General features: G+C 63.3%; 17 protein-coding genes and 1 pseudogene. 4 read left to right on the top strand and 14 right to left on the bottom strand.

Annotated features, from left to right (window positions below; genetic code table 11):
• Positions 1-2: 2 nt before the first annotated feature.
• The 14 genes from PHLH3_RS07925 to mtnA all read right to left on the bottom strand — a co-directional run bounded on the left by PHLH3_RS07925 (position 3) and on the right by mtnA (position 18,286).
• Complete coding sequence (locus PHLH3_RS07925) at positions 3-992, bottom strand: NAD-dependent epimerase/dehydratase family protein (protein WP_213628816.1); 990 nt, start codon at positions 990-992, stop codon at positions 3-5.
• Between the two features lie 195 nt (positions 993-1,187).
• Entirely contained in the window at positions 1,188-2,288 is a 1,101-nt protein-coding gene (locus tag PHLH3_RS07920; protein WP_213628815.1) for a DegT/DnrJ/EryC1/StrS family aminotransferase, read from the bottom strand.
• Positions 2,285-2,869 (bottom strand): UDP-2-acetamido-3-amino-2,3-dideoxy-D-glucuronate N-acetyltransferase, encoded by a 585-nt coding sequence (gene wbpD, locus PHLH3_RS07915; RefSeq protein ID WP_165671199.1) that lies wholly within the window; start codon positions 2,867-2,869, stop codon positions 2,285-2,287. The genes PHLH3_RS07920 and wbpD overlap by 4 nt, the downstream gene beginning before the upstream one ends.
• A gap of 7 nt (positions 2,870-2,876) precedes the next feature.
• Positions 2,877-3,827 (bottom strand): Gfo/Idh/MocA family oxidoreductase, encoded by a 951-nt coding sequence (locus PHLH3_RS07910; protein WP_213628814.1) that lies wholly within the window; start codon positions 3,825-3,827, stop codon positions 2,877-2,879.
• A gap of 54 nt (positions 3,828-3,881) precedes the next feature.
• Entirely contained in the window at positions 3,882-5,198 is a 1,317-nt protein-coding gene (gene wbpA / locus PHLH3_RS07905; protein WP_213628813.1) for a UDP-N-acetyl-D-glucosamine 6-dehydrogenase, read from the bottom strand.
• Positions 5,199-5,419: 221 nt separating this feature from the next.
• Complete coding sequence (ihfB, locus tag PHLH3_RS07900) at positions 5,420-5,704, bottom strand: integration host factor subunit beta (RefSeq protein WP_021221182.1); 285 nt, start codon at positions 5,702-5,704, stop codon at positions 5,420-5,422.
• Positions 5,705-5,852: 148 nt separating this feature from the next.
• Positions 5,853-7,532, bottom strand: coding sequence for a 30S ribosomal protein S1 (rpsA, locus tag PHLH3_RS07895; protein WP_213628812.1), 1,680 nt, complete (start codon positions 7,530-7,532; stop codon positions 5,853-5,855).
• A 352-nt stretch (positions 7,533-7,884) separates the two neighbouring features.
• Complete coding sequence (cmk, locus tag PHLH3_RS07890) at positions 7,885-8,571, bottom strand: (d)CMP kinase (RefSeq protein ID WP_213628811.1); 687 nt, start codon at positions 8,569-8,571, stop codon at positions 7,885-7,887.
• Positions 8,571-10,811 carry a bifunctional prephenate dehydrogenase/3-phosphoshikimate 1-carboxyvinyltransferase gene (locus tag PHLH3_RS07885; protein ID WP_213628810.1) on the bottom strand — a complete coding sequence of 747 codons (2,241 nt, stop codon included), beginning with the start codon at positions 10,809-10,811 and terminating at the stop codon, positions 8,571-8,573. The genes cmk and PHLH3_RS07885 overlap by 1 nt, the downstream gene beginning before the upstream one ends.
• Positions 10,804-11,916: a histidinol-phosphate transaminase gene (gene hisC / locus PHLH3_RS07880; RefSeq protein ID WP_213628809.1), complete on the bottom strand. Its 1,113-nt coding sequence runs from the start codon at positions 11,914-11,916 to the stop codon at positions 10,804-10,806. Before hisC ends, PHLH3_RS07885 begins: the two co-directional genes overlap by 8 nt.
• Positions 11,917-11,942: 26 nt before the next feature.
• Entirely contained in the window at positions 11,943-13,040 is a 1,098-nt protein-coding gene (pheA, locus tag PHLH3_RS07875; RefSeq protein ID WP_173177205.1) for a prephenate dehydratase, read from the bottom strand.
• A complete protein-coding gene (gene serC / locus PHLH3_RS07870) occupies positions 13,037-14,122 on the bottom strand; it encodes a 3-phosphoserine/phosphohydroxythreonine transaminase (protein ID WP_213628808.1) in 1,086 nt (361 codons plus the stop codon). The genes pheA and serC overlap by 4 nt, the downstream gene beginning before the upstream one ends.
• 98 nt (positions 14,123-14,220) lie before the next feature.
• Positions 14,221-16,992: a DNA gyrase subunit A gene (gene gyrA / locus PHLH3_RS07865; RefSeq protein WP_213628807.1), complete on the bottom strand. Its 2,772-nt coding sequence runs from the start codon at positions 16,990-16,992 to the stop codon at positions 14,221-14,223.
• A gap of 217 nt (positions 16,993-17,209) precedes the next feature.
• Positions 17,210-18,286 (bottom strand): S-methyl-5-thioribose-1-phosphate isomerase, encoded by a 1,077-nt coding sequence (mtnA, locus tag PHLH3_RS07860; protein WP_213628806.1) that lies wholly within the window; start codon positions 18,284-18,286, stop codon positions 17,210-17,212.
• 113 nt (positions 18,287-18,399) lie between these two features.
• Here mtnA and PHLH3_RS07855 point away from each other — a divergent pair, with 113 nt between their 5' ends.
• The 4 genes and pseudogenes from PHLH3_RS07855 (at position 18,400) to PHLH3_RS07840 (ending at position 21,968) form a co-directional block, all read left to right on the top strand.
• Positions 18,400-19,725, top strand: a complete 1,326-nt coding sequence (locus tag PHLH3_RS07855) for a TRZ/ATZ family hydrolase (protein ID WP_213628805.1) — start codon at positions 18,400-18,402, stop codon at positions 19,723-19,725.
• Positions 19,726-19,752: 27 nt separating this feature from the next.
• Positions 19,753-20,451, top strand: coding sequence for a bifunctional 2-polyprenyl-6-hydroxyphenol methylase/3-demethylubiquinol 3-O-methyltransferase UbiG (ubiG, locus tag PHLH3_RS07850; protein ID WP_111259474.1), 699 nt, complete (start codon positions 19,753-19,755; stop codon positions 20,449-20,451).
• 5 nt (positions 20,452-20,456) lie between these two features.
• On the top strand, positions 20,457-21,128 hold the full coding sequence (gene mupP, locus PHLH3_RS07845) for an N-acetylmuramic acid 6-phosphate phosphatase MupP (RefSeq protein WP_213628804.1): 672 nt from the start codon (positions 20,457-20,459) through the stop codon (positions 21,126-21,128).
• Between the two features lie 100 nt (positions 21,129-21,228).
• Positions 21,229-21,968: pseudogene (locus PHLH3_RS07840) on the top strand (YciK family oxidoreductase).
• The last annotated feature ends 89 nt before the right edge of the window (positions 21,969-22,057 follow it).

Raw genomic sequence — 22,057 nt, 5'->3', positions numbered from 1 at the left:
ACTCAGCTCTTGAACAGGGAAGAAAGTTGCGGAAGGCTGGCTTCGTTTTCAGCAACCCAAGTGGCGGTACGCTTGAGCCCCTCCTCCAGATCAACCTTGGCTTCGAAGCCGATCAGGTCCTTGGCTTTCCCAATCTTGGGAATGCGCAATTCGATGTCAGCAGACAACGCATCGCGGAAGACGATTTTCGAGGAGCTATTCACAACGCGGCAAACGGCTTGAGCCAACCCGTAAATGGTGGTGACAGCTCGCGCGTTACCAATGTTGAAAGACTCACCAACGGCATTAGGATGCTCAAGCGCGCAGAGAACGCCTTCGACCATGTCATCAACGAAGCACCAGGCGCGAATCTGACTACCGTCACCAAAGATGACAAGATCCTCATTATTGAGCGCTTTGCGCACGAATATGGACAGCGCACCCTCTCCGGTCTGCCCTGGACCATAGACGTTGAACGGACGAACAGTGACAGTCGGAAGACCATATTGCTTGTGATAAGCATGCGCCAAATGTTCGCCGGCAAGCTTGCTTACTGCATATGTCCAGCGAGCTTCGCCAACAGCACCAGTAACGGTCTGCTGCCCCTCATCAACCTTGAAGGCGTGCGAGCCGAATACTTCCGAGGTAGAGAAATCGACAAATCGCTCTACACCTCCGACTTCCTGTGCAGCCTGCATTGCATTGGCGGCCCCAATCATGTTGACCCGCATGGTCGTCACAGGATTGCGAACGGTCGACTCGATCCCGGCAATGGCGGCCGCATGCACCACCAGCTGAGCGCCGGTCATTGCTGACTTTAGCGCGTCATAGTCCAGTACATCACCCTGGATCTGCTGCACATTGGGATGTTTGTCGTATGCAGTACCCTTCAACGTGTTCCGGGTGTAATTGTCATATACAACAATCTGGTTCTGCTCAGCCAAACGGGAAATAAGCATGCTGGCAATAAACCCAGCGCCGCCTGTAATGAAGATTTTCTTGCCAGTGATCATTCAACTAAACCTTGCTTGCTGAGACCCGAAAGTCTCGATAATAAAAATTCAACATTGCGCCCCGTGTATTGCGCAATGTCATCGGACTAAACACCTAGGCAGTCGTATGCAAACACTGCATCTCTGCCCTTGAATACTCATGATAGCGAAGCATTTTCAGCCCATAAGCACGGCACGAAGGCATAAGCGCCCTCATCAGTCACCAGTGACCTTATAGGTTTTCTTCAACGCAACCGTGATACGACTCAAGGCCTCGTCATCCAGATACGGATGCATCGGCAGACTCATGACCTCATTGGCCACACGGTCACCAATTGGCAGGCGTGCCGTCTCATCGGCCACCGCCGGCTGACGATTCAACGGGATCGGGTAGTGCACGGCCGTCGGGATCCCCGCTTCCTTCAATTGCTGCTGCACACGGTCACGATTGCTTACGCGCACCGTGTACTGTGCCCAGGCGCTGCTGTTATGCGCCTCAACGTACGGGGCCTCCAGGCCGATCTCACCCAGCAACTGAGCATACCGACCGGCAACCGCCTGACGTAGCTCCAGCTCTTCGCCGAAAATCTCCAGCTTGGGCAGCAGGATCGCAGCCTGCAGAGTGTCCAGTCGGCTGTTCACCCCCACACGAATGTGGTGGTAACGACGATCCTGCCCATGACGGGCGATCTGGCGCAGCACGATGGCCAGTTCGTCGTCGTCGGTGAACATCGCCCCACCGTCGCCGTAGCAGCCCAGCGGCTTGCTCGGGAAGAAGCTGGTGCAGGCCATGCGGCTCATGCTGCAGGAGCGCCGTCCTTTGTAGGTCGCACCAAAGCTCTGCGCGGCATCCTCGATCACGGTGATGCCATGCTTGTCGGCAATGGCGTTGATTCCATCAAAGTCGGCGCACTGGCCATACAGCGATACCGGGATAATCGCCTTGGTACGAGCAGTAATAGCGGTTTCGAGCAAGCTCGGGTCGAGGTTGTAGGTGCGTGGATCAATGTCCACATACACGGGTTTTGCGCCCAGTAGCGCAACAGTTTCCGCAGTGGCGATGTAGGTGAAGCCAGGAGTGATCACTTCATCGCCCGGCCCTACGCCGAGTGCCATCAGGGCGATCTGCAAGGCGTCGGTGCCGTTGGCCACGCTGATGCAATGCTTCACGCCCACGAAGGCGGCGAGCCTCTCCTCCAGCTCCGCGACTTCCGGCCCCAGGATGTATTGCCCGTGTGCGAGCACCCGCTGGATTCCCGCATCAATGCGTTCCTTCAGGCGGGCCTGCTGGGTCTTGAGGTCAATGAATTCGATCATGCTGCTGGTTCCTTGCTCAGCGTCTTGCCTTGCAGGCGATAGCGCGCGCCGGTGTGCTCACATTGCGCTACGCCTTCGCCCTCCAGCGGCAGGGGCAACTGCTCGCCGAACTCGCTCATCCAACCAATCTGCCGGCCTGGTACACCGACCACCAGCGCATAGGCCGCCACGTCTTTATTAACCACCGCGCCGGCTCCCACGAAAGCGAACGCACCAATGGTCACGCCGCAGACTATGGTGCAATTGGCGCCGAGAGTGGCACCTTTGCCGACCAGCGTGCTGCGGTACTCGGCCTTGCGCTCGATCAGCGAACGCGGGTTGTAGACGTTGGTGAACACCATGCTGGGCCCACAGAACACGCCGTCCTCGAGGGTGACATTGTCGTAAACCGAGACGTTGTTCTGGATCTTCACATCGTCGCCGATCACCACCTTGTTGCCGACGAAGACGTTCTGTCCCAGGGAGCATCCCTTGCCGATCCTCGCGCCCGCGCATACGTGGACGAAGTGCCAGATGCGACTGCCTTCGCCGATCTGCGCGCCGTCGTCGACGATGGCGCTGGGGTGTACCTGATAAGCCATCACGACCTCAGCGCAGCAGGCGGGCGAGGAATGGATGTCCCTCACCATCGCGAGCGGTAACCGGGGCGACCGAGCGGATGACATCGACCGTCTCAACACAATGCCTGGCGTCTTCGATGCCATAACCCTTGCCATCCAGGATTGCCTGGTAGCTGACGGTATGTAGATCGGTGAAGCCTTCGGAGAACTCGATCTCCTGGCCGTCGACGGTGATCGAACGGTAGGTCGGCTTCTTGCCTTTCACGGCCTCCGGCAGGTCGTTGGCATCGATCGAGAGGAACCAGCGCACCCGGGCATTCTCGTACTCGAGATAGCCCGCGGCCTTGTGTTCGTGGCTGTAGTGCACGACGTTGCGCTGCAGCTTGCCGAAGATGAAATGCAGCATGTCGTAGAAGTGCACGCCGATATTGGTGGCGACACCGAAGGACTTGCGCGGGTCGCCCTTCCAGCTCTCCATGTACCATTTGCCACGCGAGGTGATGTAGGTCAGCTCTACTTCGTGCTTGTGCTCGCCCTTGCCACTCTGCACACGATCCTTCAGGTCGATGATCGCCCGGTGGTGACGCAGTTGCAGGATGTTCCACAGGCGCTGACCGGTCTCGCGCTCGGTCAGCGCAAGGTCATCCAGCAGATGCGGACTCGGCACCAATGGCTTTTCGCAGATCACATCGCAGCCCAGGCGCAGGCCAGCGTTGATATGGGGATGGTGCAGGTAGTTCGGGCTGCATACCGAGACGATGTCCAGCGCCTGGCCAGGCTGGCGCTTCAGGGACCAGGCGTGGTCGTAGAAGCGTTCGAACTCGGTGAAGAACTCGCTCTGCGGCGACAGGCTGTCGATGATTCCTACCGAGTCATTGATGTCATAGGCGCTTACCAGCTCATTGCCGGTGTCCTTGATGGCGCGCATGTGCCGCGGCGCGATGTAGCCGGCAGCACCAACCAGGGCGAAACGCTTCATGGATCCACTCCAAACAGCTGCGCCCCGGCGTACCAGGGCGACATGAAAACGAAATCAGGCTTTGACGATGTGGGCTTCCGGCGCACGGAACTTGCCCCGGCTATCGACCAGCAGGCGGGCATGCTCACGGATCAGTTCATAGTCGAAACGAGTGTGGTCGGTCGCCAGCACCACCGCGTCGAAGGACGCCAGGTTCTCCGCCGTCAGCGCCTCGCTGCTCAGTTCGAAATGGTGTTCGCGCATCTTCGGGAAGACAGGAACGTGCGGATCACTGTAGGCCACGACGCCACCCTTGGCTTCGATCAGTTCCATGATCTCCACCGAGGGCGATTCGCGCATGTCATCCACGTTCTTCTTGTAGGCAATGCCCAGCACCAGAATGCGGCTGCCCTTGAGGGCCTTGCCACGATCATTCAGGCCGTCCATCAGCTTACCTACCACGTATTCCGGCATCGCCCGGTTCACTTCACCCGACAGTTCAATGAAGCGGGTGTGAAGACCATATTCGCGAGCTTTCCAGGTCAGGTAGAAGGGGTCGATCGGGATGCAGTGGCCGCCCAGGCCAGGGCCCGGGTAGTAGGCGGTGAAGCCGAACGGCTTGGTCGCCGCCGCATCCACGACTTCGAAAATATCAATGCCCATGCGATCGGCCACGACCTTCATTTCGTTGACCAGGCCGATGTTCACCGCACGATGGATGTTCTCCAGCAACTTGGTCATCTCTGCCGCCTTGGTGGAACTCACAGGCACGACACGATCGATCGCCTGCTCATAGAGCGCCACGCCAACTTCCAGGCACATCCGGGTATGGCCACCAATTACCTTGGGAATGGTGCGCGTCTCGAAATCGGGGTTGCCCGGATCTTCACGCTCCGGCGAATACACCAGGAAGATGTTTTCACCCACCTTGAGCCCACCCTCCTCTACACGCGGAAGCAGTTCTTCTTCAGTGGTACCTGGATAGGTCGTACTCTCCAGCGACACGACCTGCCCCGCGCGCAGATACGGCTTGAGCGCGTCGGTGGTGTTGATCACGAAGCTCATGTCCGGCTCGCGATATTTGTTCAGCGGCGTCGGCACGCAAAGGATCAGCGCATCACACTCGCCAACACGGGAAAAATCCGTCGTCGCCTCGAAACCTGAATCACGCGCCTGGGCAATCTTCCCCGCCGGAATATGCTCGATATAGCTCTGCCCGGCATTGAGCTTTGCCACCTTCGATTCGTCGATATCGATGCCCAACACACGATAGCCAATCGCGTTGTAGCGAAGCATCAGCGGCAGGCCTACGTAGCCAAGACCGACGATGCCGATCAATGCATCTTTTCCCTTGAATCTAGCGACACTAGCCAGACGAATCTGATCTGACATCAAATTAACTCCAAAATTTTAATTTCGTGGTCGCACGACAAAAGCCAAACTAAAGTCGCCTGCAGATGGCGGCGTTGGAAAGAGGGCGATATTTTAGTAATTATTCGCGAATCCCGATAGCCATTGCGGGCAGCAAGGCTGTCACCAGCCGCATGCAGCCTGGATGGCAGCAGCTCTGGAGGGATTGGAAAGGACGCAATGAGCCAGGCGAAAGGAAATGATTACTCCTCCTCGTTAACCCGATCCCGCAATTCCTTGCCCGGTTTGAAATGGGGCACAAACTTCCCATCCAGACGAACAGACTCGCCGGTCTTAGGATTGCGCCCCGTGCGAGGCGCACGAAAATGCAGGGAGAAGCTGCCAAAGCCGCGTATCTCGATACGATCGCCCGTGGCCAATGCCTGGGACATCTGCTCGAGCATGGTCTTGATGGCAAGCTCTACATCTTTCGAGGAAAGCTGGCCCTGGTGGGTAACGATTCGTTCGATCAACTCCGACTTGGTCATGGTTTTCCCTTCTATATCAAGCGGCTAGATCAGCTCTACGCGGTTTTAGCATGACCACGGAGCTTTGAACAGCCCTAATAACCAAGGGTAAAACTCGGGCAACAAAAAGGGCGGCCTAGGCCGCCCTTTTTGATGAGGGAATCAGGACTTAGCCCTGGCTCTCCATTTGAGCACGGATCAGATCACCAATGGTGGTCGGACCGGTACTCTCGGATTCCTGCTTGCGCAGTTCCTTCATTGCGTCTTTCTCGTCATCCACGTCTTTCGACTTGATGGACAGGCTGATGACGCGGCTCTTACGGTCGATGCTGATGATCTTGGCTTCGACTTCTTCGCCTTCCTTCAGCACGTTGCGCGCGTCTTCAACGCGGTCACGGCTGATTTCGGAGGCTTTCAGGATACCTTCGATATCGTCGCCCAAGGTGATCACAGCGCCCTTGGCATCAACTTCCTTGACGGTACCGCGCACGATGGTGCCTTTCTCGTTCAGGGAGGCGTAGTTGGAGAACGGGTCGTCTTCCAGCTGCTTGATACCCAGGGAGATGCGCTCGCGCTCCGGATCTACGGACAGGATGACGGTATCCAGTTCGTCGCCCTTCTTGAAGCGACGTACGGCTTCTTCGCCAACTTCGTTCCAGGAGATATCGGACAGGTGAACCAGGCCGTCGATGCCGCCTTCCAGACCAATGAAGATACCGAAATCGGTGATCGACTTGATGGTGCCGGAGATCTTATCGCCTTTATTGAAGCGACCGGAGAAGTCTTCCCACGGGTTGGACTTGCACTGCTTGATACCCAGGGAGATACGACGACGCTCTTCGTCGATGTCGAGAACCTGAACTTCCACTTCGTCGCCAACCTGAACGACTTTGGACGGGTGGATGTTCTTGTTGGTCCAATCCATCTCGGAAACGTGCACCAGACCTTCCACGCCCTCTTCCAGCTCTGCGAAGCAGCCGTAGTCGGTCAGGTTGGTAACGCGCGCGGTTACGCGGGTGCCTTCCGGGTAGCGAGCCTTGATGGCAACCCACGGATCTTCGCCCAGTTGCTTCAGACCCAGGGAGACGCGGTTGCGCTCGCGGTCGAACTTCAGCACCTTGACGTCGATCTCATCGCCAACGTTGACGATCTCGGACGGGTGCTTGATGCGCTTCCAAGCCATGTCGGTGATGTGCAGCAGGCCGTCTACGCCGCCCAGGTCAACGAATGCGCCGTAGTCGGTGAGGTTCTTGACGATACCTTTGACTTGCTGGCCTTCCTGCAGGGATTCCAGCAGAGCTTCGCGCTCGGCGCTGTTCTCGGCTTCCAGGACGCTGCGGCGAGAAACGACAACGTTGTTGCGCTTCTGGTCGAGCTTGATGACTTTGAACTCGAGCTCTTTGCCTTCCAGGTGAGTGGTGTCGCGCACGGGGCGCACATCCACCAGGGAGCCCGGCAGGAACGCGCGGATGCCGCTGACGTCGACGGTGAAACCGCCTTTGACCTTGCCGTTGATAACGCCCTTGACCACTTCTTCAGCAGCGAAAGCAGCTTCCAGAACAATCCAGCACTCGGCGCGCTTGGCTTTCTCGCGGGACAGCTTGGTTTCACCGAAGCCATCTTCTACCGCGTCCAGCGCAACGTGAACTTCGTCACCCACGCTGATGGTCAGCTCGCCCTGTTCGTTGTAGAACTGCTCGACCGGGATGACGCCCTCGGACTTGAGGCCAGCATGCACGGTGACCCAGTCACCGTCGATGTCGACCACGATGCCGGTGATGATGGCACCCGGCTGCATGTCGAGGGATTTCAGGCTTTCTTCAAAAAGTTCTGCGAAGCTTTCGCTCATGATCATACCTGTAGTCAAAGGCCACTAAAGGCCCTATTCCGCACTACCAGCAAATGCGGTCAAGTCAGTGATTAAAGGTGGAGAGGACGTCAACTGGTATCCCGTTCCACCCCTGTGGCACCACGCCCAGTCGGATGACCGGCAATGAGGCACTTCCTTTCGGAATCAGAACCGACGTGACACTCCCATTAGAGAAATCACGCCGACATAAGGGCTGGAATGTTAGCAATGGGGCTAGCGGCCGTCAATTGCCCCGACCCAGCACTCCGGGCAGATCCGCCCGACGGAGCCGACTCGGAAAAACAGAAGCGCCGCGCCCAGGGAGCGCGACGTCGCTGGAATGCGGCCGCGATCAGTCATCCAGCCCCAGCGCGGCAAAGGCTTCGAGAATGCGCTCCAGCACTTCGTCGATGCTCAGGTGGGTGGAGTCGAGAATCAGGGCATCCGTCGCGGGCTTCAGCGGCGCAACGGAACGCTGGGTGTCGCGCTCGTCACGCTCGATGATCTCGGTCAGCAGGGAGGCCATCTCGACCTCCATGCCCTTGCCCTTCAACTGCAGATAGCGCCGACGTGCACGCTCCTCCGCGGTAGCGGTGAGGAAGATCTTCAGCGGTGCATCCGGAAAGACCACCGTCCCCATGTCCCGACCATCAGCAACCAGCCCGGGCGCCTCCTGGAAGGCACGCTGACGCTGCAGCAACGCATCGCGCACCGCCGGCAGGGCAGCGACCTGCGAGGCGCCCGCCCCTACCGTCTCGGTGCGGATGACATCGGAAACATCCTCACCCTCGAGGATGATCCGCTGGACGCCACCCGCATTGGAGAGGAACTGCACATCGAGATGGGCCGCCAGGACTTTCAGCGACTCCTCGTTGGTCAGGTCGACGCCATGGTTACGCGCCGCGAAGGCCAGCAGCCGATACAGCGCACCGGAATCCAGCAGGTTCCAGCCAAGACGCTTGGCCAGCAGGCCCGCGACCGTGCCCTTGCCCGAGCCACCCGGGCCGTCGATGGCGATGACCGGCGCTGCAGTACTCATCACTTGCCCTCTTCGGCGACTTGGATGCCGACCTGCGCCGCCAGCCCGAGGAAGTTCGGGAAGGAGGTCGCGACGTTGGCGCAATCGTGGATACGGATCGCACCGCCGGCACGCAGCGAAGCGACGCTGAAGGACATGGCGATGCGATGGTCGCCATGGCTCCACACCTCACCACCGCCGAACGCACCGCCGTCGATGATGATGCCGTCCGGGGTCGGCTCGGCCTTCACGCCCAGCGCTACCAGCCCGTCGGCCATCACCTGGATGCGGTCCGACTCCTTGACCCGCAGCTCTTCCGCGCCACGCAGGACGGTGCGCCCTTCGGCGCAGGCGGCAGCGACGAACAGCACCGGGAACTCGTCGATGGCCAGCGGAACCAGGTCTTCGGGGATATCGATGCCCTTGAGCTTCGCCGCGCGCACGCGGATATCCGCCACCGGCTCGCCACCGACTTCACGCGGGTTCTCCAGGGTGATATCGGCGCCCATCAGCTTGAGGATATCGATCACGCCGGTACGGGTCGGGTTGATACCCACGTGCTCCAGCAGCAGCTCGGAACCCTCGGCGATGCTCGCTGCCACCAGGAAGAAGGCTGCGGAAGAGATGTCCGCCGGCACTTCGATATGGGTGGCGGACAGCTTGTGGCCGCTCTCGACGGTCGCCGTGCTGCCATCGACGGCAACCGGATAGCCGAAGCCCTGCAGCATACGCTCGGTATGGTCGCGGGTCGGAGCCGGCTCGGTCACCGAGGTTTCGCCCGCGGCGTAGAGGCCGGCGAGCAACAGGCAGGATTTGACTTGGGCGCTGGCCATCGGCATCTCGTAGCTCATGCCGGTGAGGCGCTGGCCACCACGGATGGTCATCGGCGGGCGACCTTCCGGAGCGGTCTCGATCACCGCCCCCATCTCGCGCAACGGCTTGGCCACACGATTCATCGGGCGCTTGGAAAGCGAAGCGTCACCGGTCAGGGTGGTGTCGAACGGCTGGGCAGCGAGCAGCCCGCTGAGCAGGCGCATGGAGGTACCGGAGTTGCCCAGGTACAGCGGCCCGGGCGGCGGCTTCAGGCCATGCAGGCCAACGCCGTGGATGGTCACGCGACCATGGTGGGGGCCTTCGATGACCACCCCCATGTCGCGGAAAGCCTGCAGGGTCGCCAGGGCGTCCTCACCCTCGAGGAAACCTTCCACCTCGGTCGTGCCCTCGGCCAGGGAGCCGAGCATGATCGAACGATGGGAAATGGACTTGTCGCCCGGAACGCGGATACGCCCGGAAAGGCGGCCACCCGGCTGGGCCAGGTAAATCAGGTCGTTATTGTGCATGGCGTCCACATAGGCCCTGCGGGCCAGGATTTTACTGAAATGTTCGCGGGCGACGCGGGCGCGGGTGAACACGCCCAGCAGTTGATGCCCATCCCCTGCGTCGACCGCGTCGCGCAAGGCGTCGAGGTCGCCACGAAATGCGTCCAGCACCCGCAGCACGGCCTCGCGATTGGCGAGGAAGATGTCGTGCCACATGACCGGATCGCTACCGGCGATCCGCGTGAAATCACGGAAGCCACCAGCGGCGTAGCGGAATATCTCCAGGTTCTCACTGCGCTTGGCAAGCGAGTCGACCAGCCCGAAAGCCAGCAGGTGCGGCAGGTGGCTGGTCGCCGCAAGCACCTCGTCATGGTGCTCGACCTGCATGTGCTCGACATCGGCCCCCAACTCGCGCCAGAGCCTGTCGACCAAGGCCAGCGCCTCGCCGTCAGTGGACTCCTGAGGCGTCAGGATCACCTTGTGGCGACTAAAGAGAGCGCCATTGGCCGCCTCCACCCCGCTCTGCTCGGACCCTGCAATAGGATGACCGGGGACGAAGCGAGCCGGCATGCCATCGAAGGCCAGGCGCGCGGCACGCACCACATTCCCCTTGGCGCTGCCGACATCGGTGAGCACGACATCGCCAAGATCGAGCTTCGCCAGCTCAGCCAGCAATCGCTCCATGGCCAGGATAGGCACGGCCAGCTGGATCACCGCCGCCCCCTGACAGGCGGCGGCGAGATCGGTCTCGCAACGGTCGACCACGCCCAGCTCCACGGCCAGGCGGCGCGACTCGGCGTCCAGATCGACACCCACCACTTCATCGAACGCCCCCTTTTCCCGCAGCCCCTTGGCAAAGGAGCCGCCGATCAGGCCGAGCCCGATCACCACGAGGCGCCCGAGCTTAGGAGAGCGCTGTTGCAGCGGCATGACATCAGCCACGGGCAAGCACCTGCCCCAGGACGTCGAGGAAGCGCTGGTTCTCCTCGGGCAGACCGATGGAGACGCGCAGGAAGTTCGGCATGCCGTAGCCCGCGACCGGGCGCACGATCACGCCTGCCGCCAGCAAGGCCTGGTTGATGCCCGTCGTATCGCGACCGAAATCGATGGCGATGAAGTTGCCACGAGACGGAATCCAGCCCAGGCCCAGCGCGCGGCAACCCGCTTCCAGCTGCGCCATGCCAGCGTCATTGAGGCGACGGCTCTCGGCCAGGTAGTCGGCGTCCGCCAGCGCGGCGCAGGCGGCGGCCAGGGCCAGGCTGTTGACGTTGAACGGCTGGCGCACGCGGTTCAGGACATCGGCGACACGAGCGGACGAAATCCCGTAGCCGACCCGCAGCGCCGCCAGGCCGAAGGCCTTGGAGAAGGTGCGGGAAACCAGCAGGTTCAGGTGGCGCGACAGGTAGTCGAGGCCGTCGGGCAGCTCGCCACCCGACGCGTATTCGATATAGGCCTCATCCAGCACCACCAGCACGGTCTCCGGGACCTTGGCGAGGAATTCTTCCAGCGCCTGCGGACCGAACCAGGTGCCGGTCGGGTTGTTCGGGTTGGCGACGAAGACCACGCGGGTCTGCTCGTCGATGGCCGCCAGCATCGCCGGCAGGTCATGCCCCCAGTCCTTGGCCGGCACGACCTTGGCGGTGGCCCCGACAGCCTGGGTGACGATGGGGTACACGGCGAACGCGTGCTGGCTGAACACCGCGTTCAGGCCCGGGGCCAGGTAGGCGCGACCGACCAGTTCGAGGATGTCGTTGGAGCCATTGCCGAGGGTCACCTGGTCCGGCTGGACGTCATAGCGCTCGGCCAGGCGGCGCTTGAGCTCGAAGCCATTGCCATCCGGGTAGCGGGTGAGATCGGCCAGCTCGGCACGGATGGCCTCGAGAACCCTGGGGCTCGGGCCCAGCGGGTTCTCGTTGCTGGCCAGCTTGACGATGCCGGCCGGGTCGAGGTTCAGCTCACGGGCCAGCTCGTCCACCGGCTTGCCGGGTACGTAGGGCGAAAGTTTCTGCACGCCCGGCTGTGCCAGGGCGAGGAAGTCGCAGCTCATGGGCGCTCCTTGGAAATCTCTTGGGTTCAGAGAACCGCTTTCGGGTAGGACCCCAGCACCTTCAGCGCCACGGCCTCCTGGTTGATCTTCTCCAGCACGTCCTTGATCAGCGGGTCACGGTGATGGCCGACGAAGTCGATGAAGAACACGTAGGTCCATTTGCCACTGCGGGACGGGCGGGTCTCGATGCGGGTCAGGTCGATGCCGTTGGTGTGGAAGGGCACCAGAAGCTCGTGCAGCGCGCCAGGCTTGTTGCGCATGGAGACGATGACCGAGGTCTTGTCGTCGCCGGTAGGCGGTACTTCCTGGCTGCCGATGATGAGGAAGCGCGTGGAGTTGTCCGGGCGGTCCTCGATCTTCTCGCAGAGCTTGGTCAGCCCGTAGAGACTGGCCGCCATGTCGCCGGCGATGGCGGCGGAGTTCCACTCGCTCTTCACCCGCTTGGCGGCATCCGCATTGCTGGAGACAGCGACGCGCTCGACGTTCGGGTAGTGCGCGTCCAGCCACTTGCGGCACTGGGCCAGGGACTGGGCGTGGGAATAGATGCGGGTGATGTTGTCGGTCTTGGTGGTATCGCCCACCAGCAGGTGATGGTGGATACGCAGCTCCACCTCGCCGCAGATGACCATGTCGTGCTCGAGGAAGCTGTCCAGGGTGTGGTTGACCGCACCCTCGGTGGAGTTCTCCACCGGCACCACGCCGAAATTGACCGCACCGGCCGCCACCTCGCGGAACACCTCGTCGATGGCGGCCATCGGGGTGCTGATCACGGCGTGGCCGAAATGCTTCATCGCAGCGGCCTGGGTGAACGTGCCCTCGGGCCCCAGGTACGCGACCTTGAGCGGTTGCTCCAGCGCGAGGCAGGACGACATGATTTCGCGGAACAGCCGCGCCATCTCCTCGTTGTCCAGCGGCCCCTTGTTGCGTTCCATGATGTGCTTGAGCACCCAGGCTTCGCGCTCGGGGCGATAGAAGACCGGCTTCTCGCCTTCCGGCAGGGCCGCCATCTTCACGCGAGCGACGTCCTGGGCGCAGCGGGCGCGATCACTGATCAGTTCGAGGATCTTCTCGTCGAGGCTGTCGATGCGCAGGCGCAGGGCCTTCAATTCCTGTTCGGACATCAGGCGCGCTCCTTTTCGAACTCCGCCATATAGGCCACCAGGGCCTCGACTGCATCCAGGCCGACCGCGTTGTAGATGGAGGCACGCATGCCTCCCACCGAACGGTGGCCCTTGAGGTTGAGCAGGCCACGGGCGTCGGCGCCAGCGAGGAAGTCCTTGTCCAGGCGCTCGTCGGCGAGGCGGAACGGAACGTTCATCCAGGACCGCGCATTCACCGCGATGGGGTTGGTATAGAAGTCGCTCTTGTCGATGTAGCCGTAGAGCAGCTCCTTCTTCGCGCGGTTGCGCTGCTCCATGGCTTCGACGCCGCCCTGCTCCTTCAGCCACTCGAACACCAGGCCCGAGAGGTACCAGGAGAAGGTGGCCGGGGTGTTGTACATGGAGCCGTTATCCGCCGCGACCTTGTAGTTGAGCATGGTCGGGCAGGATGAGCGGGCACGGCCCAGCAGGTCTTCGCGGACGATGACGACCACCAGGCCGCTCGGGCCGATGTTCTTCTGCGCGCCGGCATAGATCAGGCCGAAGCGGGACACATCGAGCGGACGGGAAAGGATGTCCGAAGACATGTCCACCACCAGCGGTACGTCACCGGTCTCGGGGATCCAGTCGAACTGCAGGCCGCCGATGGTCTCGTTGGAGGCGTAGTGCAGGTAGGCGGCATCCGCACTCAGCTTCCAGTCGTTCTGGCCAGGGATGGCGAAGTAGTCCAGGCCCTTGGCACTGGCCGCGACGTTGACGCGGCCGTAGCGTGCCGCCTCCTCGATGCTCTTCTTCGACCAGATGCCGGTCTCGACGTAGTCGGCCACGCCGTTTTCCGGGAGCAGGTTCAGCGGGATCTCGGCGAACTGCTGGCTGGCACCGCCCTGGAGGAACAGCACCTTGTAGTTGGAGGGGATGGAGAGCAGGTCGCGCAGGTCCTGTTCGGCCTTTTCGGCGATGGCGACGTAGTCGTCACTGCGATGGCTCATTTCCATGACGGAAAGGCCCTTGCCTTGCCAATCGAGGAGTTCCGCCTGGGCGCGTTGCAGGACGGCTTCCGGAAGCGCGGCCGGGCCGGCGCAGAAGTTAAAGGCTCGCTTGCTCACATCCACTCTCACTGGGTAGCGCGGGGGCACCTGTGCCCCCGCTGATGGTCTTCTACCGAGTGGACAGGCCGGCTAGGACCCGCCCGCTCTGCAGCGTGTTACTCGTCACCCGCCGGTTGCGCGTCGTCCTGCTGGACATCGTCCGCCTGGACTTCGGCGACGGCATCGGCCGTCACTTCGCCGTCTTCCAGCTCGTCGTCCTCGTCAACACCGGACGGCTCCTGCACGCGCTCCAGGCCGACCAGGGTCTCGTCCTTGGCCAGCTTGATCAGGGTCACGCCCTGGGTGTTGCGGCCGGAACTGGAGACTTCGTCGACACGGGTACGCACCAGGGTGCCCTGGTCGGAGATCAGCATGATCTCCTCGCCGTCCTGCACCTGGATGGCGCCGACCAGCTTGCCGTTACGCTCGTTGATGACCATGGCGATCACGCCCTGGCCGCCACGACCGCGGCGCGGGAACTTGCCAAGGCCGGTGCGCTTGCCGAAGCCACGCTCCGATGCGGTGAGGATCTGCGCGCCGGATTCGGGGATCAGCATGGAGATCAGTTGCTGCTCCTTGCCCAGGCGCATGCCACGCACGCCGCGGGCGGTACGGCCCATGATGCGCACCATGCTCTCGGCGAAGCGGATCACCTTGCCGGCGCTGGAGAACAGCATGACTTCCTTGGCGCCGTCGGTGATGGCGGCGGCGATCAGGGTGTCGCCCTCGTCCAGGCGCAGGGCGATCAGGCCACTGGAACGCGGCTTGCTGAACTGCACCAGCGGGGTCTTCTTGACGGTGCCGAAGGCAGTGGCCATGAAGATATAGGCACCGGTGGGCTCGGCCACCAGCTCAGGGGTGTCGCCTTCGACTTCTTCGACTTCCGGCTCCACCACTTCGCCTTCGAGCACGGCGCCCTCGGCGTCCTCGAGATCATCCTCGTCACCGGCTTCGCGCTGCAGCGCTTCCAGGTCGATCTGCAGCATCGCGGTGATGCGCTCGCCCTCGTCCAGCGGCAACAGGTTCACAAGCGGGCGGCCACGCGCGGTGCGCGAGGCTTCCGGGATTTCGAAGGTCTTCAGCCAGTACACCTTGCCCTTGCTGGAGAACAGCAGCAGCGTGGCATGGCTGTTGGCGACCAGCAGGTGCTCGATGTAGTCCTCGTCCTTCACGCCGGTAGCGGACTTGCCGCGACCGCCGCGGCGCTGGGCCTGGTAGGCGGCCAGCGGCTGGGACTTGGCGTAGCCGCCATGGGAAATGGTGACGACGCGCTCTTCTTCGGTGATCAGGTCGGCGATGGTCAGGTCCACCTGGGACGCGACGATCTCGGTACGGCGGGCGTCGCCGAACTCGGCCTTGACCTTCTCCAGCTCCTCGCGAATGACTTCCATCAGGCGCTCGGGACTGGTCAGGATGCGGATCAGCTCGCCGATCAGGGTCAGGATTTCCTGGTACTCGGACAGGAGCTTCTCGTGCTCCAGGCCGGTCAGGCGGTGCAGGCGCAGCTCCAGGATGGCCTGGGCCTGTTCCGGCGACAGGTAGTACTTGCCGTCACGCAGGCCGTATTGCGGGGCCAGGTCTTCCGGACGGCAGGAGTCGGCACCGGCGCGCTCGACCATCGCTTCCACGGCGGAGGACGCCCACGCGGTGGCGATCAGGCGCTCCTTGGCCTCGGCGGGAGTCGGCGAATTCTTGATCAGCTCGATCACCGGGTCGATGTTCGACAGGGCGACGGCCTGGCCTTCGAGGATATGGCCGCGCTCGCGCGCCTTGCGCAGCTCGAAGACGGTACGGCGGGTCACCACTTCGCGACGGTGACGGATGAACACCTCGAGCATGTCCTTGAGGTTCAGCGTGCGTGGCTGGCCATCCACCAGGGCCACGACGTTGATACCGAACACGCTCTGCATCTGGGTCTGGGCGTAGAGGTTGTTGAGCACCACCTCGCCGACTTCGCCGCGACGCAGCTCGATCACCACGCGCATGCCGTCCTTGTCGGACTCGTCGCGCAGCTCGGTGATGCCCTCGAGCTTCTTCTCCTTGACCAGCTCGGCGATCTTCTCGATCAGACGCGCCTTGTTCAGCTGGTAGGGCAGCTCGGTGACGATGATCTGCTGGCGGTTGCCGCCCTTCTCCATGTCCTCGATTTCGGCGCGGGCACGTATATAGATGCGGCCACGACCGGTGCGGTAGGCCTCGATGATGCCGGCACGGCCGTTGATGATCCCTGCGGTCGGGAAGTCCGGACCGGGGATGTACTGCATCAGCTCATCGACGGTCAGCTCGCTGTTGTCCATCAGCGCCAGGCAGCCGTCGATGACCTCGGAGAGGTTGTGCGGCGGGATGTTGGTGGCCATGCCCACGGCGATACCGCTGGAACCGTTGACCAGCAGGTTGGGGATCTTGGTCGGCATGACCGCCGGGATCTGCTCGGTGCCGTCGTAGTTGGGCACCCAGTCGACGGTTTCCTTGTCCAGGTCGGCCAGCAGCTCGTGGGCCAGCTTGGACATGCGCACTTCGGTGTATCGCATGGCCGCGGCGTTGTCGCCGTCCACCGAACCGAAGTTGCCCTGGCCGTCGACCAGCATGTAGCGCAGGGAGAAGGGCTGGGCCATGCGCACGATGGTGTCGTACACGGCGGTGTCGCCGTGGGGGTGGTACTTACCGATCACGTCACCGACCACACGGGCGGATTTCTTGTACGGCTTGTTCCAGTCGTTGCCCAGTTCGCTCATGGCGAACAGCACGCGACGGTGAACCGGTTTCAGACCGTCGCGCGCATCCGGCAGGGCGCGCCCGACGATCACGCTCATCGCGTAGTCGAGGTAGGACTGTTTCAGCTCGTCTTCGATATTGACCGGGAGGATTTCTTTGGCCAGTTCGCCCATGAGAAGCCTGATTCCTTTTTCTAGTGAAGCCCGACACATCCATCCTGGATGACGCAGGGCTCGTCGCCTGGCAGCGCCAGCACGACTCACGACAAATCAACGAGTTAAGCCACGGATCCGCACGGAATGCCGACCTTGCAAAGGGAGGCTCGATAACTGCCGGAGCTTACCATAGTCACCGCCCTGCACCCAGCCCCGCCGGGCGCAGGCCTCAGCCTCAATGGAGGCGCTTGCGGCACATCAACTGGGCCAGCTTGGCGGTATCGGGACGCTCGACAACCCCCTTCTCGGTCACGATCGCGTCGATCAGGTCGGCCGGGGTCACGTCGAACACCGGGTTCACCGCATGCACATCAGCCGCCACGCGCCTGCCGCCCAACTCGAGCAACTCGCGCCCGTCACGCTCCTCGATGGGGATGTCGTCACCGCTCTCCAGCGCCATGTCGATGGTCGAGCTCGGCGCCACGACCATGAAACGCACGCCATGGTGCATGGCGCAGACCGCCAGCTGGTAGGTACCGATCTTGTTGGCCACATCGCCATTGGCGGTGATGCGGTCGGCCCCGACTATCACCCAGGTAATGCCGGCCGTCTTCATCAGATGGGCCGCCGCCGCGTCGGCGTTGAGGCTCACCGGCACGCCTTCGTTCGCCAGCTCCCAGGCCGTGAGGCGAGCGCCCTGCAGCCAGGGGCGCGTTTCGTCGGCGTAGACCCGCTCCACCAGCCCATCCAGATGGGCCGCACGGATCACCCCGAGCGCGGTGCCGAAGCCCCCCGTGGCCAGGGCGCCGGTGTTGCAGTGGGTCAGCAGCGCCTGGGGATTGCCCTGGTGCTTGCGGATCAGCTCCATGCCCAGCTGGGCCATGGTCAGGTTGGCTTCGCGGTCGCTTTCATGGATGGCGATGGCTTCCGCCTCCAGCGCCTGCAGCGGCTCCTCGCCCTCCTTCAGCCGATCCAGGCGCTCGCGCATGCGGTTGAGCGCCCAGAACAGGTTGACCGCCGTGGGCCGCGAATCGGCCAGCACACTGAAGTCCTCCTCGAGGGCTTCACGCCAGTCACCGCCCGCCGCCAGCCGCGCGCGCGCACCCAGCACCAGCCCGTAGGCGGCACTGATGCCGATGGCCGGCGCACCGCGCACCACCATCAGGCGGATCGCCTCCGCGACACCGGCCGCGGTGCCGTATTCCAGCCAGGTTTCCTCCTGGGGCAGGAGGCGCTGGTCGAGCAGACGCAGGACCCCGTCCCGCCAGTCGATGGCGATCACCTTCTCGGCTGCCAACAGTTGCTCACGCATGGAACACCTCGCCACCAATAAACCCGCGGAAAAACCGCGGATTATAGCGATCCAGCGCCCGTCTGGCTCGGGTATACTGCCGCGATATTTTCCTGCGCCCAGGATGCGCCACCATGCCCGACGCCAAAGCCCCGCTCGACCTGCTCCTGCTGCCGACCTGGATCGTCCCCGTGGAACCGGCGGGCGTCGTCCTCCGCGACCATGCCCTGGGCGTCCGCGACGGTCGGATCGCGCTGATCGCCAAGCGCGAGGAGGCGCTGCGCTGGCCGGCCGCCGAGGTACGCGAGTTGCCCGGCATGCTGCTGTCACCCGGCCTGGTCAACGCCCACGGGCACGCCGCGATGTCGCTGTTCCGCGGCATGGCCGACGACCTGCCCCTGATGACCTGGCTGGAACAGCACATCTGGCCGGCCGAGGCCAAGTGGGTCGACGAAGCCTTCGTCCGCGACGGCACCGAACTGGCCATCGCCGAACAGATCAAGGGCGGCATCACCACGTTCTCCGAGATGTACTTCTACCCCGCCATCGCCAGCGAAGCGGTGCACGGATGTGGCGTGAAGGCGCAGATCACCATCCCCGTCATCGACTTCCCGATCCCCGGCGCCCTCGACGCCGCCGAGGCCATCCGCCATGGCCTGGAGCTGTTCAGCGACCTCAAGCACCACCCGCGCATCAAGGTCGCCTTCGGCCCCCACGCGCCCTACACGGTCAGCGACGACAAGCTGGAGAACATCCGCATGCTCGCCGAGGAACTGGACGCCGGCATCCACATGCACGTCCAGGAGACGGCCTTCGAGGTCCAGCAGAGCCTGGAACAGCGCGGCGAACGCCCCATGGCCCGCCTCGCCCGCCTCGGCCTGCTCGGCCCGCGCTTCCAGGCCGTGCACATGACCCAGATCAGCGATGACGACCTGGCACTGCTGGTAGAAAGCAACACCAGCGTCATCCACTGCCCCGAATCCAACCTAAAGCTCGCCAGCGGCTTCTGCCCGGTGGAGCGCCTGTGGCTCGCCGGGGTCAATGTCGCGGTCGGCACCGATGGCGCCGCCAGCAACAACGACCTCGACCTGCTGGGGGAAACCCGCACCGCCGCCATGCTGGCCAAGGCGGTCGCCGGCTCCGCCACCGCGCTGGACGCCCATCGCGCGCTGCGCATGGCTACGCTCAATGGTGCACGGGCGCTGGGAATGGAACAGGACACCGGCTCGCTGGAGATCGGCAAGGCCGCCGACATGGTCGCCTTCGACCTCACCGGGCTGGCCCAGCAACCGGTGTACGACCCGGTTTCGCAACTTATCTATGCCACCGGTCGCGATCGCGTCCGGCACGTGTGGGTCGACGGCAAGGCCCTGCTCGATGCAGGCCGCCTCACCCGCCAGGACGAAGACCGCCTGATCGCCACCGCGCAAGCCTGGGGCGAGCGGATCGCCGGCCACTGAATTCTGATTGATGGAAAAGGTGTCTCCATGAGCAACGTCGACCACGCCGAAATCGCCAAATTCGAGGCCCTCGCCCACCGCTGGTGGGACCGCGAAAGCGAATTCAAACCGCTGCACGACATCAACCCCCTGCGGGTCAACTGGATCGACGAGCGCGCCCGCCTCGCCGGCAAGACGGTGCTGGACGTCGGTTGCGGCGGCGGCATTCTCAGCGAAGCCATGGCCCAGCGCGGCGCCAAGGTCACCGGCATCGACATGGGCGAAGCCCCCCTGGCCGTGGCCCGCCTGCACCAGCTGGAATCCGGCGTACCGGTGGAATACCGCCGCATCACCGCCGAGGAGCTGGCCGCCGAAATGCCCGGGCAGTTCGACGTGGTCACCTGCCTGGAGATGCTCGAGCACGTGCCCGACCCGTCCTCGGTGATCCGTGCCTGCCAGACCCTGGTCAAGCCGGGCGGCCAGGTGTTCTTCTCCACCATCAACCGCAATCCCAAGGCCTACCTGTTCGCCATCGTCGGCGCCGAATACATCATGGGCCTGCTGCCTCGCGGCACCCACGACTTCAAGAAATTCATCCGCCCCTCCGAACTGGGTGCCTGGAGCCGCGCCGCCGGCCTGCAGGTCAAGGACATCATCGGCCTGACCTACAACCCGCTGACCAAGCACTACAAGCTGGCCAGCGACGTGGACGTCAACTACATGATCCACACCCTGCGCGAGGAGTGACGGCCATGCGCCTCAGAGCGGTTCTCTTCGACATGGACGGCACCCTGCTGGACTCGGCGCCGGACTTCATCGCCGTCGCCCAGGCCATGCGCACGGATCGGGGCCTGCCGGCCCTGGACGACAAGCTGATCCGCGACCAGGTTTCCGGTGGCGCCCGCGCCATGGTCGCCGCCACCTTCGGCATGAACCCGGAAGCCGAGGGTTTCGAAACCCTGCGCCAGGAATTCCTGGAGCGCTACCAGGCCCATTGCGCCGTGTTCACCCGCCCCTTCGACGGCATCGACGCACTGCTGCAGGACATCGAGAAGGCCCGCTTGATCTGGGGCGTGGTCACCAACAAGCCGGTGCGCTACGCCGAGCCGATCATGCAGCAGCTGGGCCTGGCCGAGCGCTCGGCGATCCTCATCTGCCCGGACCACGTGAAGAACAGCAAACCCGACCCCGAGCCCCTGCTGCTGGCCTGCAGCCGCCTGCAACTGGACCCGGCCAGCGTGCTCTTCGTCGGCGACGACCTGCGCGACATCGAGTCCGGCCGCGCCGCCGGCACCCGCACCGCCGCCGTCACCTACGGCTACATCCACCCCGACGACAACCCCAGCCACTGGGGTGCCGACGTGGTCGTGGACCACCCCCTCCAATTGCGCGCCGTGCTCGATCGCGCGCTGTGCAGCTGCTGACGCAGCAGGGGCGAGCTTCAAGCCACAAGCCGCAAGACGCCCCCTTCACCTCACTTTCAGCTTCAGGCTTGCCGCTTGCAGCTCTCCGAAGGAGCCCGACATGTTCCAGTATTCCGCCCGCCCCGACCTGCTCAAGGGCCGGGTCATCCTGATCACCGGCGCCGGCCGCGGCATCGGTGCGGCCGCCGCCAAGACCTTCGCCGCCCACGGCGCCACCGTACTGCTGCTGGGCAAGACCGAGGCCAACCTCAACCAGGTCTATGACGAGATCGAGGCAGCCGGCCATCCGCAGCCGGCGGTGATCCCGTTCAACCTGGAAACGGCCCAGCCGCACCAGTACGACGAGCTCTCGGCCATGGTGGAGAACGAGTTCGGGCGCCTCGACGGCCTGCTGCACAACGCCTCGATCATCGGCCCGCGCACGCCGCTGGAGCAGTTGTCGGGCGACAACTTCATGCGCGTCATGCAGGTCAACGTCAACGCCATGTTCATGCTGACCAGCACCCTGCTGCCCCTGCTGAAGCTGTCCAGCGACGCCTCGGTGGTCTTCACCTCCAGCAGCGTCGGCCGCAAGGGGCGCGCCTACTGGGGGCCTACGGCGTCTCCAAGTTCGCCACCGAGGGCCTGATGCAGACACTGGCCGACGAACTGGACGGCATCGCCAACGTGCGCGCCAACAGCGTCAACCCCGGCGCCACCCGCACCAGCATGCGTGCCCAGGCCTACCCGGGCGAGAACCCGGAGGTCAATCCGGAGCCCGAAGCCATCATGCCGATCTACCTCTACCTCATGGGCGCGGACAGCACCGGCGTCAATGGTCAGGCGTTCGACGCGCAGTAACCCGCACCACGCGGCGACCGGCGAGGTCGCCGCCCCTTCCGCCATTAAACCGGCACCGTACACGCGTGAACGGCATCACATTGCCAAGC

The organism is Pseudomonas sp. Pc102, assembly GCF_018408275.1.
GTDB classification, from domain to species: domain Bacteria; phylum Pseudomonadota; class Gammaproteobacteria; order Pseudomonadales; family Pseudomonadaceae; genus Metapseudomonas; species Metapseudomonas tohonis.
Note: the sequence above shows the minus strand (reverse complement) of the source record. Positions and strands in the feature narration are given on the sequence as shown.